Genomic DNA, 16,080 nt, shown 5'->3' with positions numbered 1-16,080 from the left:
GGTTATCACGTCACTGTCAGAAGAATATCAAAAGGTTATCACCGCCATAATGTCTGGTAAATCATAGCAATATATAAGACAAAGGGGTAAATGAAAGCGGAGTTTTATGGAGCCAACTTGGGGGAATAACATAAAATAAATTCTGAATACCCGATATAAGTTAGCAATCAGGTATTCAGAGAAAAATAGCCCTTAGCCTCGGCGTAAATTAACCACCGGTGCAACTTCGGGAAGTTGTAACCCTTCTTTGACTTCCAACAGTTGCCCGTGTTCATCGTTATACAATGTGAGACAAGAGCCCGCTTTTAATTGCGCAATAACCTCACTCGACATTTCCATGCTATTCGCCAGTTCTTCATCATCCAAATGAGCCCGATGCCCACGGCGCTCAACTTGAAAACGCACTTGGTTATATTTGGCCCAAACAATTAGCACTATGGCATTAAATGCTGCAATGGCTGCATATAAGGCTAATGTCGTCAAACCGGCCAGAATATACATTCTGAACGGAACCGGCCCCATATTTGGCGCTTCATGGACCATATCCAGAAAGCCCTTCACAAACAGGAAGATAAAACCAAACCAAGCTAATGCCGTAATAATAATGTCAATCAAGCGCGGGATGAGCCGCTGTTCAGTATGAATCAGAAGTGTGCTCATGGTTTAACCCTCCCGATGCCGCGGTCTGGGCTTATCCAGCGCGCACGTTTACGTTTGGTATTCAGCATGACTTTTGGGAACGAAACCACGGTGGTGAACAAGCTCAGCATCCAGTAAACCATCGGATACCAGATGATCCAAAACAGTGAACTGCCCAATTTAGGTTCATAGCGCCGTTCAATCACCAAACTGATAGCAAACTGCAATAGACAAGTCAGCGCCAATACCATCCCGGTAAACGCGGGCGGGAAGATCGTTTGCACATGGATTCCCGGCGGCAATGTTATCACCATCCCCAGCAGGAACAGGATGATGCTGAACAGGTAAGTAAAGGCCCAAGTGATTGACAGTGAATATTCCAAGAACAAGATCCACATCCGGCGATTACGCCAGCGCCACAACTTGAACATATTCTTCAGGAAAACCTCCGCCCCACCCTGTGCCCAGCGCAGCCGTTGTTTCCACAAGCCACCTAAGGTTTCTGGCATTAAAATCCAGCACAAACCACGGGGTTCAAAGAACACTGACCAATGCCTTATCTGGAGTTTCCAACTGATATCAATGTCTTCGGTTATCATATCTGGGCTCCAGTAGCCCACATCTGCCAATGCTCTACGGCGAAAAGCCGCTACCACACCGGAAACAGTGAAAACTTGCCCATAAACGCGTTGAGTCCGCTTAATCAACCCAATGATAGAAGAGAATTCCCCCACTTGAACACGGCCAATCAAAGTTGAGCGCGTGCGGATACGCGGGTTCCCCGTCACCGCGCCAGTCCGTGGGTTGGCAATCATCGGTGCAACCAGATAAGGCACCGCATGCTTATCCAGCAAGGCGTCGCCATCTATACACACCAGATACTCACTGCGTGCGGCTGCCGTTCCCATCCTTAAGGCAATAGCTTTGCCCTGATTATGGGCCAGGTGAATGACGCGCAGACGAGGGTCTTCGACCAACATGGCATCCAGCACTTGTGCCGTGTCATCGCTGGAACCATCATTTATAGCAATGACTTCAATGTTGGTATAACTCTGTGCTAATGCCGCGTGAATGGTTTCCCGTGCATTCTCCCCTTCGTTAAAACAAGGAATGAGAATAGATACCAGTGGGTTGCCTTTCAGCTCTGGAGGGGGGACATCATCGCCCCACGCCCAATGTCTTTCTCGACGGAACCAGAAATAGACCCCCCCCGTTATCCAAATACCGGACATAAAGAGTGGATAGAAGAAGACAAAATTCAACAGCACGTCGCCAGTAAAGAGCAAGATCATGCCCGCAGGGATACTCAGCACCAGGCATAGGATGAGTAATGCAATAATTCTATCGATCATATAAAGGGTACCAGGCAGAAGATAGCACAGGGCGGACATCTTTTAGCGGTGGTTCGCCAGTGATAAAGTTATCCGGATAGTAACCAAAATTTTGCGCGCCATTTAACTGCAACTGGCGCATCCATCCCGCCAGTATCGGGCCGCTGATGGCATTGTTGCCCTCAGGTTTGGTCCAGTCCTTTGATTGCAGTTCAAATACGGTTTTATTGAGTGCCCCCGGCCGCTGAGCAACTTTATTGACCAGCTGAGATAACCACTCATTAGATTCTGATAACGGCACTTTCTCCATTAACGGCATGGCCATCGGGGCAACCCAATCATAGTTCGCCAGGAAATCATCAAGATTCTGTGCAAACCATGCTTCGCTTTCCGGTTCTAAAATCGGCATCGCGAATATATTGCGGGCTGATTTGACTTGCGGGCCGCGAATATCACGTACCTGACGGGTCAACTCATTGGTAAAATCAACCAAATATCGACTTTTATAACGAGTCCAGCGCGCCATCATTTCTGGGTCTTTGCGTATCTCAGCAATCGAGCCGGGGAAGCCCGCTTTTTGGTAGGCAGTGATCGCATCCGGCGACGCATCTTCAAAATCAGACATGACTGCATCGTCGTGATAAAGAATGCCGTCGATAGGTGCGCTATAGGCTAAATCGCGATAAATATCGATAATGCGCTGCCGGACTTCTGGATTGAATGGAGATAAGCGGCGATATTGGTCAGGATCGATGCTGGTTTTACCGGTTTTTGGATCAATACGTTTAATCCGCGGTAAAGATGGGTCCATATCAAAGGCCAGTACGGGCATCCAGGCATAGACATCAACATCCGGACGTGAAGCTAACTGCCATGCTACGCGGTTAAACAAGTCCTGACGCATCGGTATCCAGCGGTTAGGGAAGTAGACCTGCCGAATATTGCCATCCCCTTTCGGGTCGGAAAATGCTTGTAAAAATACCGTGGTCACACGTAAATCAGAGATCCTCTGGACTAATTTATCAAGGTTTTCTCTTTCCTGTACTGGGTCAGGATCATAGAGATAATCCAAATCAACATGCGCTACCCGCATGATGTCCTTTTCCTGAACCGAGGTGACTAACTGAGCAAAATCTTTCAATGACGGATTATTACTGATCAAAATACGTGGGATATTCATCAAGTCATTGACGTTGCCAATACCCGGTTCCAGAGTCATCGCCATTTGGTAACCGTGCTGGCGCAAGATATTCAAAACAGTGCCGTTTGGTGCGCCGTACGGCCAGACCCAGACCCGCGGCTGTTTGCCGGTTGCTTTAATAATTCGCTCAGTTATCAATGAAATGTCTTTTTCCATCCGCTGCTTAAATGCAGCTTCAGTTTCATACTTTTTCGTCTTCGGGTCATATATCAGGTTAGCGGCAGCAGGTTCGGTATTCCCTTGCGGGTTCGCTATCACGCCATAATGCGAGGCATAGGTATGCGCACCGATTTCAATCAGATTGGACTTGGCCATTTCACTGATCTGCTTCCAGGTCAGGAAACGGTCCCTATCCGTGCTTAAACCACCAAAATCTACCTTTTTATTGGCCGGGGTATCAATCCATGTCCCCACAGGGGCCAATATCGCAGGCAATTTATTCGCCTCTAATAGCGGGTAAACCCGATTGTAAAAACTGCTATAACCATCATCAAAAGTCAGTAATACGGCTTTGTTTGGTAACGGGGTTCCCCCATTCCTGGCCGCCAGAATTTGGTCAACAGAGACGACGTGGTAGCGATTGTCTTTTAGCCAAGCGAGTTGTTCACTTAGTGCACTGCTTCTTACCGATAAATAGCGCTGATCTGCCGAATCATCTTCAACATCATGGTAAGCAATGACCACAAACGTATTCTTCTGCCACGGTCTTTCACTCAGCGGCAATGCGCGCTCGGCCGGTGGGACAAATACGGGTTTTTCTGCATAACAGACCGACGCCAGCAACGTCACTAATCCAACAACCAATATCCGAATAAAAAATTGTATCTTCGCCATAGCGATTTCCCTTAGAAACGGTAATTCAAATCGAAAGCGAGTGAGAGGTCATGCTCACGGACCCCATCATAAGGGCGCTTATCGTAGGTTAGGGCCAATCCGGTATCGACAACGTCATTCCATTGCACACGCTGGCCATAACTTGCCGTGGTAACCAGGCCATTGCCGTAGTTTTTCTCCCAGTAACCACCGACACCCAGTTGCACTTGCTGGCTCCAGATAGTTTTATAATGGCGGTACATAATGTGATTTAAGGTCACCGCGGGTACATAAGTGAAATCACGTTTTGGATTGTAATAAATCACGTCTTCTTTGGTATTGGTGCTAGCTGCCAACCCTAAATTGAAATCGGCCGTCAGGTAAGGGCCGCTCCAGATACGCTGACGCCCATTCAATTCGTATTCCCACCGATTGTTACCGTCAGAGAAATCAGACGGGGTGATATTAAATTCAACATCACGGCGTTCATCGTTTTTCCACAACACAAATGCAGAGGCACTGTTGGCGGTGATATTGTTTTTCATCGCCCGCAGCGGCGTATCTTTCGCCAATCTTTCGAACTGCCCCCCCACGCGCCAATGGTCATTAAACTCATACCAGGTTGATAAACGGAATCCGGTTTTATTGCCAAAACCATAATTCTGATTATTCACTTCAGCTTCAGCCCAGTGGTCACGGGAAGTCCACTCGCCCCCTAATCGGGTCGCACGATTGATACCCTTACCTTCTTCAAATTGAGCATTATCAAAGCTGCCGCCGCCAAACACGCGCCAGTTTTCGGCAATAGGTGGGCTATATAAAATCGCCTCAAGGCCGTAATCTTTGTCACCCGTGATGGGGCTTCCAGAGGAGATGACGCGGTTACCGGTCACCCGCAGTTCATACATATTATGAACTTTGCGTTGGCGGTCTAATTCTTGCGACGGCACATCTTCCGGAGAGCGCGCAATCACATCGTCAGTCAATAATTCCATCTGATGCCACTCTTGCAGATCCATCGCCGTTTCAGCTTGCGCCCGTTCCAGAATCAGGCTGCGTGGTGCCAGCGACTCGACTGCCTTCAACTCTTGTTCCGATTTACGCGGCAAATCTCTGGCCAGATAAACGCTGGCTAAAGCAATGCGTAAATTTTGGTTAGCAGGAGCCGTGCTGGAGAGGGTCTCCAGTTTTTTCTGGGCTGCTGGCAGGTCATTAAGGGCCACCAGCGATTGAACCAGCAAGGTTTGACCTTCCATCCAATCATCATTGGGTTCTTTGCCCGGCAGACCATACACCCCTACCTGATAAGGAGTTTGTTCGCTGTAGTTCTTGGCAAATTGATGAGCCTTATCCAACTGCTCACTTTCATTCAAAGCGTAATAGAGATCATCAGCATCCAGCAGGTCATCACTGTTGCGGAATGTTTTACCGTCGGCGTAATACAAACTGGTGAGAATCGGCGCGGCTTTTTCCGGCATCCGGCGATCAATATAAGCAGAAGCTGCCCAACGGCGGGCATAATCAGGCATTTTGTAGCCCTCAGCTTCCATGCTTTCATATTCTTTAATCAGTTCTTCGGTATGGCGGCGAACCAATAATGCACCGAGCCTATCAATTCGCGCCCGCTGATAATCGTCCTGCGCCTCAGGCTCTTTGCTCCAACGGGCTAATAAATCCTGATAATCTGCCAAAGCCTGATCCGCGATATAAAAACGTTCTGTTTCACTGCGGGTCGGTAGCACGGCCATACGAACTTGTTCAGCCGCCGCATCTCTTTCAAGCTGTCGATACTGCTCGGCCGTAACCAGTTTTGGGTTCTCTTTAGCAAGCTGTAATGCTGGGTCGGCAATACGGTTTCTTTGCAAAATCTCGAGGTGACTTTTTAATACTTCCTCAGATTCTGGCGCTAATCGCACCGCCTCACTGGAGGCCTGTAATGCATCATAATTGCGATCGGTGGCTCGGTTCAGATAAGCCAGAGTCATATAGTTTTGCGCCGAGGGGTTGCGGTCAGCTAACTCTTTTGCCTGTTGTAAAGCCGCGCCACCACGACCAGAATCCGCCTGTGTCATGATCATGCCAGTGATAAGGTCGGGGTTAGTGGGGTCTTTCTTTAAGCTGCTTTGCCACAGTGCCAGAGCTTGATCCCAACGTTTTTCATTACGATAAGCACGCGCCGCAGAAGCCAGGCCACGTGAGGAGAGATTTATTGAAGAATGATATCTTTCGTAAACATCAATGACTTCCTGGTTACGCCCAGCCCATCCCGCAATTTGCAGCCAGTCGTCAACTTGACCACTATTAAGTGGCCCTGCTTTAGATTCTTTCTGTAAATAATCAAGGACCGGTGCGGTATCCCCAGCTCTGGCTTTGATGATTAATGAATCATACTGTGTATCTGCCAATACGGGATTAACAGAAAGACCGGAAATTAATAGCGCTAATAAAGTCATTCTGTGCCGGTGCAACGGGCGCAGCAGTGTCGTAAATGCGTTATACATTATATAACCCTTAAGCCAGCAACTTGTTTGATTTTCAAGAAAAGCTACTTCATGAACATCCATTTTTCATTATGGAATTATGATGAAATGAAGTCCTTAGAATGTATTACAACATGTTACATAGGATAGTTGAAAGGAAATACTATTGTCGAATTATTATAGAACATTGTTATTCCAGCGATTAATAGAGACGAAAATGTAGTGCGGGCGTTAATTCTGATTGATTTAGGATTATTCTTAGATAAATATCCTGTAAAAAGGCAAAATTTAAAGACTAAATATTTTTACTAAGGGAATCCTGCGACATAGTGTTCTGCAAAAAAGATGACAAAAAGTGATCTCCAGACCATTTTTGGCGAGGATTTGTATTTATCTTATTGATTTAATACAAAATTAATTATATTTACATACCCATAGAGTGATAAAGTCATAAGCAAGAGAAATTATAACCTATGTTATAATAATAAATAGAATAGCGTTACTCCCTAATGAAGTTAACAGTCCCCATTATCGGATGATTAAATAAAAATAAACTTTAACTCTATATTTCGTATGAGAATTTTCTTGTTTTATATATTTTAAACCATGCTGTAATCAGGATTGAGAATAGACCCAGTTAAAAGATAAAAGGGTCTGTTTTAGAAATGAGTTTAATTCAGATAAAATGAGGCGCGGTGCAAAAATTAATTACAACGACACAAATCGCGATTTGATTTGCTTAAAAATTCAAAACCGTTATTGGTAATGAGGATCATATCTTCCAGCATAATCGAGCCAATACCGATGCCGTAATAAGGTGTTTCGAGACTTAGCACCATCCCAGGGAGAAATGTTTCCGTTGCCAGTGGGCTGACAAAAGGTGCTTCTTCCAGCCCCAAAAATACACCATCGCCATGGCCAAGATGACCGCGGTTATAATGGGGCAAACCGGAGGTTTTAATAACAGCCATGGTGGTGTCAAATACATCTTTTAACTTAACGCCCGGTGCCACCATTGATAGCATATGTTCGTGCCCGGCTCTTATTGTGTTGTATATCTGCTGCGTAAGCTCATCCGGCTCCCCCAGCACAAATGTTCTGGCAAGATCCGCACCATAACCCGCCACATCTACCCCGCAATCAAACTTAATTAAATCCCCGAGCTTTGCTGGGGTCTCATCAGCAAACATTTTAGGTGAGAAATTATCGCCGACAGAAATAAGATTAAAGCGAGAGAAATTGGTCTCGGGGAAGGTCATGACAGCAGCTTTAAATGCAGCGGTCAATTCTGCTGCCGTACAACCCACACGGATATGTTTAGCGGCACTGGCGATACCGAACTCAGTAATTTCAGCACTTTTACGCAGGTATTTAATCTCCCACGGGCTTTTAACCATTCGGATTTCATTGAACAGCGGCGTTGAATCAACCCACTTTAGCCCCGGAGCGACTTTATCTAACACATTTTTACCGCCGTTAGACATAGCCTGTAATTCAATTGCAATGGTTTTATCCAACACGCCAGCACTCGCAAGGGCCTCTTTCACTAAACCAAAAACAGCTTCTACTGGTGGGCCAATAGGTCGTTCGCGCTTTCTCTGATGATTAAGTGGGTTCCGCGGGTCATCAACATCAACCCATACCGGGAAGGTTTTCAGCACCATGTTGGGCATATCAAAGTGGGTGCTGGCGGCTTCAAACTCATTCATGATGATATGAGACGGAATGCTTTCATCACGAAACATAATGGCGATAGCTGCACCCGTGTGCCGGAAGGTATACATAAAGAAACTGGCGAAACCAGTCAGGTAATAGAAATTATCACAGACGGTAACCACCAGAGCGTCAAGCCCTTCGCGCTCCATGACTACACGGGCTTTACGGCTGACCGCATCTAAATGGGCAATTTTTTCTTTATTCACCGGAATGTCCTTCAAGGCTTACTTTATCTGTAAGCTGAATCATATACCGGTTATGAGCGAGATTCTAACGGGCAATCATGACAACTGCCGACACCCGGCAGTTTATTCCGTTGGCAACAAGTGCGGCGTTCCATATCACCATTTCTTGGAATAACAGTGCGATAGAGGGGATTGTCTCGCCCATCCGGCAAGCTTGAAGTGAGAAAAAAGTTTTCAATAATAGTGTCATAGCCCTCAATAGGCCCCAGCTTATTCGCAAATTCGCGTAGATACCAAAACATCAAATAACCTACGTTATTCCATATCAGCCGGATATTAGCTTTTGGCTGGCGCTCTATTTTCGCCATAACAGGAATAATATGATGATCGAGTAATAAATAGAGCCGCTCAAGTAAAGATGACGGTGATTTATCTCGCCTATTATGGTTATCTAGCCAACTACGGCCATCTAACCAACCATGCTGATAGTAGATAATTTCGGGCCGCCCTGTGGTATGAAATTTAACCCGAACTCTTTCAGGGCGGATATCTATTACTCTGGGTAATGCCAGTAACATCAAGATCATCGGTGGGATCACCAGACCGAAATACCATTGCCCCCATAATGAGTGCAGCGCTTTATGATGCGGATTAAGCTCGGTACCGTCGTAGTAATGCTTTTCATAGTTTTGCATCAATATGGGTAAGTTATTTTCTGCCGCCCACTGTTCCAATAACACACTTTCTTCAGGTATTTCAATTGCATTGACATAAAAAGATTCGGAGAAGTGCACGAACGTACGGGCAAACAAACTGGCAATTTCATCAGAAATCGCCGTTGTTGAAGGATAAATTACCTCAGCTGTATTCGACACAATCCATACTCCACGGGACTCATAGAGATGATATTATTACATTCAGTGATAATGATTATCAATAAAGTTAATTAATAATTCTCAACAGCATTAAATGCTAAAATACCACTCCATTTTGGTCATAACAGAAATGGATTTTGTCATTGATAATTAGTGATTAATCAATCCTATAACTCACCGACAGAATGCCTTTCTTCTCCGAAATTGACTGCACAGTAACCTTACCCAACGCGCCCGAAGAACTCACGTGAGTACCGCCACAAGCGTAAGCCGGCAGTTCGCCAAAACTAACTTCGCGGAAATCACCCTGTACAGAAATATGTCGCGGTAAATCTTGCTGGATAAATTGCTCCAAAGTCGCCTGAATAGCATCAATATCAATCAGTTGTGGGTTTTGTGACCGTTTAAATGACACTTTGCTTTCCCCTGGCCAGTGGTGCGCTTTCACCGGAAGCCAACCATAACTTTCACCAATATTGCCAATCAGATGCCCTGCTGAATGCAGGCGAGTATTTAACAGACGGCGTTCACTGTCCACAACAGCGCGATAGGTTCCCGGAGCAATGGGCTGCGCCAGGTAATGAATTAATTGCCCCTGCTGTAGAACAACCCGCAATACATTATTATCGCCAATATAACCTGTATCTGAAGGTTGCCCACCGCCTTGCGGGTGGAAAATCGTGGCCGGCAATATCACGGCAAACTCCTCGCCATCAGATGTGCAGCTCAACACATCAACATCCATAGTCAGTGTATCGTTTTCAAAAAATAGACGGGTTGTCATCATCATTATCCTTTTATCATTTCCATTATTATTATATTGATGTCAGTCTGGCGTGATAATCCGTCACATACTCAAAGGACTGTTGCGCTGTGAGCACAAATTTTCCACTAGCATTGCTAAGTGAAATGGCCATTTTTGTTAAAGTAGTCGAAACCGGCAGTTTTTCAGCTGTCGCCCGCCAATTAGGGGTTTCACCTTCGGCAATTAGCCGCAGTGTCAGCCGGCTCGAGAAAGCGCTGGCAACCCGTTTATTGCAACGAACCACCCGTAAATTGCGCTTGAGTGAAAGTGGAGAGGAGGTTTTTAAACGCTGCAACGCAATGCTCTGCGCCGCCAACTCGGTAATGGAGGTCAGTGGTCAATACAATCAGGAGCCGGAAGGGCTTATCCGCATCAGTGTGCCAAAAGCGGTAGGCCGTTTTGTGGTTCACCCCCATATACCCGAATTTTTGCGGCGCTACAGCAAAATAGATGTGCAGCTAATATTAGATGACCGCTATGTCGATTTGATTGATGAAAATGTGGATTTGGCAATTCGAATCACCGACCAGCCACCATCAGGAATGATCGGGCGGCAATTAATGGACATTGAACATTTACTGTGTGCAACACCTGAATATCTTGCCGCTCACGGATCGCCACTGCATCCCCATGATTTAGCTAAACATAGTTGTATTTATCTGGGTGAAACACCGGGGGATGCGCGCTGGAAATTCCGCCAAGGGACTAAAGCTGTCACAGTCGCAGCCAAAGGCCGTTATGCGGCGAACCACACTGGCGTCAGACTGGATGCAGTATTGCAGCATCTTGGTATTGGCAGTTTGCCCTATTTTACGGCCAGAACCGCCCTACAACAGGGGCTGGTGGTGCAGGTATTACCCGAGTGGCGTTTTATCAGCTCATATAGCGGCGGCTTATGGTTACTTTACCCACCAACGCGCTATTTACCCCCCAAACTTCGCGTATTTATTGATTATATCGTCGGTCGTTTACGCGATGAACCCAAGTTACCGCCCCGCTAAATATCACGAGGCAGTTACTATTTCGTACTGCATAAATTCCGTACCACGTAATTAGTTTTTTCGCGCCAACATGGTCGCAAAGCGCAGTTTTATCCGGTTACCTTGCTCATCGGTCTTATGTAGCTGTCCGACATCTTCGTTGTATTTAATGATGTCCCAATCTTTATAGTAATGACTTAACTCACCCGACTTTAAGGTGAAAGAGAAAGGCACAGTACAAGGGAAGTCATCAGTCGACATGGCCGAGATAATCAGGTTGTAACCACCGGGTAAGGTACACTCTTGCATATTATTGATAATATGCGGGATTCTCTCTGGTTGTAGGAACATCAATACCACTGTCGAGAGAATAAAATCGTAGCGATTATCCAGACTGGCTTCATTGATATTATAAGTGCTGGCCGCTATATTTTGTCGTTCTTCCTGCTCAATGATTTGTTGTAACCGACTGATACTTTCACCATTTTTATCCACAGCGGCCACATCAAAACCTAATAAATTCAGATACAATGAATTGCGTCCGGAGCCACAGCCTAAATCAAGTGCTTTACCAGGTTTGACTGTTTTTACCGCCTCAATCACTTCGGAATGTGTCGGGGTTAAATTGTATTTCTTATGATAAAAATCTTCCGGCGTGCAATAAAAACTGAGTTGGCATTGCAGATCATCTGAACAGGCGGCAATACGATGCCAGACTTGTGGCTCAATAAACGGGGGTTGATGTTCACAAGAAAATGAGTGCCTTTCCAGGGTGTTACCCGCTTCATCAAGGATTAAAAAGTCCATCTCTCCACTCAGGAGAGTCAGCTTGGCCCACGTCCCGGCTTTAGTATTGTGTTTTTCACGAAACATCGCGGGTACGCCAGCACTGTCCCAGACCGGTAATTCTTTATAGCAAAGCAAGGCTGATGTATTTTCCATGCTGTTATTCCTCAGATAATTTAAAGATGCATTTTATATGCAACATATAGTACAGCATAACTTCTATTAAATGAAGTCGTCCAAACAGATAAGAATACAGTAGGGATTTAGTTTATTTAATCAATGAAATCATTAAAATAGTGAGTATTTCACATCACGGAATTTTAGATTTAGCCCCTTTTAAGCTCTCTATATGGTCTGCCAATTTTTGTATATCAACGTCAGTCAGATGTGCTTTGGCCTTATTGCCCCTGCCGACAATTTTGCCGTCACGTCGTGCAGTCAGGCCATCGACGATTTCATCACGAGATAGCGATATTAATGGCGGCGCTTTATCCAGCCCTTTTCGATCCGCCAAACGCCCATGACAACTTGAACAGGTTTGTTTATAGATATGTTCACCGTCAGTCGCGGCCTGAGAGGTGGCGCTAAACACCAGGATGCATGCAGCCAGCAGTAAGATTTTCATCTTGTTCCCGTTGCCCAATGTTGGAACAATGTGGCCAGATCTTTTTCGTTACGTGCGCCCTGATGTAACTCAGTGACTTTGCCGTTGCGGTCAATCATAAAAGAGGTTGGCGTGCCAATGACCTGATAGCGCTCCTGGGTGATACCCAGTTGATCGCGAATAACGGGATAACTGATATTACGCTGCGCCAATACCGAGCCAATATCTACCTGTTCGGAATCAGTATTAATCGCCACCACCACGATATCCTGCTGATATTGTTGGCTCAGTTTATCCAAAGCGGCCATCTCAGCCAGACAGCCACCACAGCTTGCTGACCAAAAGTTGAGGTAAACCTGTTTGCCTTTCCATTGTTCGAGTGCCACGGGTTTACCTTGCAGGTCATAAGCGGCCAATGGAGGTGCCGCCTCTCCCACAGCCACTTCTTCTTGCTTACAAGCACTCAGCAGCAACAGTAAAGCGCATAAACTCACTGTTTTGATTTGATTACGCCACATGATGCCGACTCTCCTCCTTAAGATATTTACCGTGCTGGAGCCGGATGATCCGATCAGCAACACACCCTAAATCCGGATTGTGAGTGACCATAACAATGGTTCTGCCTTGTTGATGAATATGATTGAGCAAATCTAATACCCGCTGTTCATTCTCCTCATCAAGGTTACCGGTAGGTTCATCAGCAAAAATAATGGGCGGCTGATTGACCAGTGCGCGCGCGATACATACCCGCTGCTGCTCACCGCCAGAAAGCTGGCTAGGTAAATGGCCCATACGTGGCGTCATCCCTACCTGTTCCAATACTTGCCGAGCAGCAGTTTCATCCACCACACTGTGATAATGCTGCGCCAACATAATGTTCTCCAGCGCAGTCAGATAAGGAATAAGGTGGAATTGCTGGAAAACCAACCCAATTTTATCTGCGCGAAATTTCCTGCGCCCTTCTTCATCAAGACCCGCGGCATCAATGCCATCAAGCAATACCTGCCCCTCACTTACGGTATCGAGGCAAGTTAAGATATTCATTAACGTGGTTTTACCTGAACCCGATGCCCCCATAATCGCTACGAATTCGCCACGATTAATGCGGATATTGATGTCTTCCAGCGCCGTCACCTGCCCAAAACGTTTGTATAAATGCCGAGTTTCAATAACCGCATCCGTGGTGTGTTTAGGTTGCACCCATGTGTGTGGCGATGTCATTTGCTACTCTCCTTTCAGGACTTTAGCAGGTTCAATATGAATAGCTCGTCGAGTGGGAACAATTGCCGCCACTGCGGCCACTAACAATGACAATATCAACGTTAGCGGCAATACCGGTGCGCGCAAAGCAATTGCCGCGTTGAAGACGGTTTGCCCCAATACCTGCGCCAGCACATAACCTAGCAACGCGCCACAAATGGCCGCCGCCAGCGAGATTATCAATGTTTCAGTCAACATCTGGCGAATAATATCGCCGCCACTGGCACCCAGCGCTTTTTGTAACGCGAACTCTTTCGAACGCTCACCTACTATTGCCATTAACGTGGTGTTGACGCACAGCGATGACAGAATGAGGATAACCACTGAGACCAGCCCCATCAGCCCTTTTATCTTATCGAGAACCTGCCCTTCAGAGGCGGAAACCTTACGAATTGGCCTAATTTCAAGGCTCGGATATTGCTCGCGAAGATGGCTGGCAAAGGTTTCGACCTGGCCCACATCATTGCTGACACTCAGCAATGCATTACTGATACGCCCCGGTTGATTCAGCCATTTCTGCGCCAGTTCCAGATTGATAATCAACATGTTATCGGTGGCATCACCGGCTTCTACAATACCTTTAACTTGTAAACGCTGCCGTTCACTCCCATTGACCAACGTGATGGTATCGCCGACTTTGACGTGCAAACGCTCAGCCAGTTTGACGCCAATCATGGCATTACGATCATCAAAACTGACACCAATCCAGTTACCCGTCACTTGCCAATAAGGGACTAACTGCTGCAAAGATTCAAACCACACGCCCATCAGCACGACTTTTTCCAGCTCAGTGCGTGCCATCCCATAAATATAGGGGCTGGAGGCATTGATAAGCCCTTTCGGCGCAGCATCAATAATAGGCTGAAACTGCCCTTGTTCAAACGCGTTGCCGTGCCCTGGGCCGATGTAGAAATTCGCACCAAACGTGCGCAATTCCTGACTCATTTTGGCATTAATATCGAAATAAACTGCTGACATTGCGGTGACAATCGCCGCGCCGACGGTCAATGCTGCGAATACAACACTGACCCGCTGCATGCGCAGACGCAGCGCCCGTAACACTAAGCGCCAGAACATGCCATCCAGCCCTTTATGCTGTGTAACCCGAGGATTAACGGCCATAGAGCACCTCCACCGGATAAAGACGAGCAATGCGCCGGGCGGGGAACCACGTCCCAATCACGGCAATCAAAACGGAGATAACCAATACGCAAGGCACCACCATCCAGGCAAAACTCAGTGGGGCGCCAAACAGCATCAGACCGATGGTTTTTGCCAACCCCCACCCGGCCACACACCCTGCCAAACCGCCAATCAAGCCGCTGATTGCTGCTTCAAGATAAAACAGCATCAAAATTTGCCATTGCCGAGCGCCCAAGGCTTTCATCAAACCAATTTCTTTAGCCCGCTCCATAATCGTGCTGGTCATCAGTGACGCTATCCCCATGGCGGCAGCAATCAGGGCTGCCAATGTGACCACCACCAACAATAGCTGTATTTTTTCAATCACCAATCCCTCTGACGCGGCGACTTGCCAGATAGGCCGAACCACGGAGCCAGATATTGCCTCTTCTAATTGGTGTGCAATGGAAGAAACATAGGCCGTGCAATACCATAAGTCATATTCTTCGGCATTGAGGGCTTCAAGATTTTCGCGCGCTTTACGCGATAACTCATTCTCCGGCACCGTCAGGGCCGAGACCCTGATAGCCTGAACTTTCCCCGGCAATCCAAGTAGTGATTGCACGGCGGCCAGCGGCAACACGAGCCGCCCCTCCTCTTCACCCCCACTGCTTAGCACACCACTTATTTTCACTTTCAGCGGGCCAGAAGCACCGTTGAGATTTAACTCATCACCAATTTTCCAACCTGTTTGCTGTGCGAGCTGCTTACCCAATAAAGCCTGTACCTCTTGGGCATCAGGTTTAACCGGCTCTTGTGGCCAGTCACCAGTAACCTGCCAATAGGGGCTGATAATTTGCTGGCCGGTGTGATAGTCCTCTTCATCAGGCACATCAACCGGCTGATTAAAATAAGTGCCTAATAGCGAAATATCCTGACCATTGACCTCAGTTTCCCCACTCAGCAATGGGGCAAAACCGACAATGTTATTACGCCAAAAAATGTCTTTAATATTGGGTAATTCGGCCTGATCCAGAAAATCCTGCCCTGTGAGCGGGTTACTTTTCTCACCAAACAGTGAGGGCAATGCCACTTGACCGGCGGGTTCAATCAGAATGTTGGCGCCATAGGATTTCAGTTCACGGGACATTTTATCGCCAATGTCTATCGAAACCGCCAACAGTGAAGAGATAAGCCCTGCGGCCAGAAACACCGTAAATACGGCCAGTGATTTACGCCGGACATTTCTGAACCAAGACTGCTTGAGCATTCGCCACAGCATA

At 46.8% G+C, this 16,080-nt stretch carries 14 protein-coding genes; 1 reads left to right on the top strand and 13 read right to left on the bottom strand.

Annotated elements, in window-relative coordinates; all coding sequences use genetic code 11:
• Positions 1 to 192: 192 nt before the first annotated feature.
• From pgaD to OP863_RS08760, 7 genes are all read right to left on the bottom strand, one after another.
• A complete protein-coding gene (gene pgaD / locus OP863_RS08790) occupies positions 193 to 660 on the bottom strand; it encodes a poly-beta-1,6-N-acetyl-D-glucosamine biosynthesis protein PgaD (protein ID WP_145589541.1) in 468 nt (155 codons plus the stop codon).
• Positions 657 to 1,991, bottom strand: coding sequence for a poly-beta-1,6-N-acetyl-D-glucosamine synthase (pgaC, locus tag OP863_RS08785; protein WP_038633549.1), 1,335 nt, complete (start codon positions 1,989 to 1,991; stop codon positions 657 to 659). Before pgaC ends, pgaD begins: the two co-directional genes overlap by 4 nt.
• On the bottom strand, positions 1,981 to 4,005 hold the full coding sequence (pgaB, locus tag OP863_RS08780) for a poly-beta-1,6-N-acetyl-D-glucosamine N-deacetylase PgaB (RefSeq protein ID WP_038633552.1): 2,025 nt from the start codon (positions 4,003 to 4,005) through the stop codon (positions 1,981 to 1,983). Before pgaB ends, pgaC begins: the two co-directional genes overlap by 11 nt.
• Before the next feature lie 11 nt (positions 4,006 to 4,016).
• Positions 4,017 to 6,485 (bottom strand): poly-beta-1,6 N-acetyl-D-glucosamine export porin PgaA, encoded by a 2,469-nt coding sequence (gene pgaA / locus OP863_RS08775; RefSeq protein ID WP_265526135.1) that lies wholly within the window; start codon positions 6,483 to 6,485, stop codon positions 4,017 to 4,019.
• A gap of 683 nt (positions 6,486 to 7,168) precedes the next feature.
• Positions 7,169 to 8,386, bottom strand: coding sequence for a M24 family metallopeptidase (locus tag OP863_RS08770; RefSeq protein ID WP_265526134.1), 1,218 nt, complete (start codon positions 8,384 to 8,386; stop codon positions 7,169 to 7,171).
• A 50-nt stretch (positions 8,387 to 8,436) separates the two neighbouring features.
• Positions 8,437 to 9,240, bottom strand: a complete 804-nt coding sequence (fhuF, locus tag OP863_RS08765; RefSeq protein ID WP_265526132.1) for a siderophore-iron reductase FhuF — start codon at positions 9,238 to 9,240, stop codon at positions 8,437 to 8,439.
• A 157-nt stretch (positions 9,241 to 9,397) separates the two neighbouring features.
• Positions 9,398 to 10,024 (bottom strand): alanyl-tRNA editing protein, encoded by a 627-nt coding sequence (locus OP863_RS08760; RefSeq protein ID WP_145589644.1) that lies wholly within the window; start codon positions 10,022 to 10,024, stop codon positions 9,398 to 9,400.
• An 89-nt stretch (positions 10,025 to 10,113) separates the two neighbouring features.
• Here OP863_RS08760 and OP863_RS08755 point away from each other — a divergent pair, with 89 nt between their 5' ends.
• Complete coding sequence (locus OP863_RS08755; protein ID WP_265526131.1) at positions 10,114 to 11,046, top strand: LysR family transcriptional regulator; 933 nt, start codon at positions 10,114 to 10,116, stop codon at positions 11,044 to 11,046.
• 51 nt (positions 11,047 to 11,097) lie between these two features.
• Here OP863_RS08755 and tehB read toward each other — a convergent pair whose 3' ends face one another.
• From tehB to OP863_RS08725, 6 genes are all read right to left on the bottom strand, one after another.
• Positions 11,098 to 11,967, bottom strand: coding sequence for an SAM-dependent methyltransferase TehB (tehB, locus tag OP863_RS08750; RefSeq protein ID WP_038633568.1), 870 nt, complete (start codon positions 11,965 to 11,967; stop codon positions 11,098 to 11,100).
• 154 nt (positions 11,968 to 12,121) lie between these two features.
• Positions 12,122 to 12,436 carry a c-type cytochrome gene (locus OP863_RS08745; protein ID WP_038633571.1) on the bottom strand — a complete coding sequence of 105 codons (315 nt, stop codon included), beginning with the start codon at positions 12,434 to 12,436 and terminating at the stop codon, positions 12,122 to 12,124.
• A complete protein-coding gene (locus OP863_RS08740; protein ID WP_265526130.1) occupies positions 12,433 to 12,933 on the bottom strand; it encodes a TlpA family protein disulfide reductase in 501 nt (166 codons plus the stop codon). The genes OP863_RS08745 and OP863_RS08740 overlap by 4 nt, the downstream gene beginning before the upstream one ends.
• Entirely contained in the window at positions 12,923 to 13,636 is a 714-nt protein-coding gene (locus OP863_RS08735) for an ABC transporter ATP-binding protein (protein WP_042562363.1), read from the bottom strand. Before OP863_RS08735 ends, OP863_RS08740 begins: the two co-directional genes overlap by 11 nt.
• A gap of 3 nt (positions 13,637 to 13,639) precedes the next feature.
• On the bottom strand, positions 13,640 to 14,752 hold the full coding sequence (locus OP863_RS08730) for an ABC transporter permease (protein ID WP_186368251.1): 1,113 nt from the start codon (positions 14,750 to 14,752) through the stop codon (positions 13,640 to 13,642).
• Between the two features lie 34 nt (positions 14,753 to 14,786).
• Positions 14,787 to 16,079 (bottom strand): ABC transporter permease, encoded by a 1,293-nt coding sequence (locus tag OP863_RS08725; protein WP_038633580.1) that lies wholly within the window; start codon positions 16,077 to 16,079, stop codon positions 14,787 to 14,789.
• Between the last annotated feature and the right edge of the window lies 1 nt (position 16,080).

It is taken from the genome of Yersinia sp. SCPM-O-B-9106 (C-191) (genome assembly GCF_026183365.1).
Classification (GTDB): Bacteria; Pseudomonadota; Gammaproteobacteria; order Enterobacterales; family Enterobacteriaceae; genus Yersinia; species Yersinia rochesterensis.
This window is presented reverse-complemented; position numbering and strand designations above follow the sequence as displayed.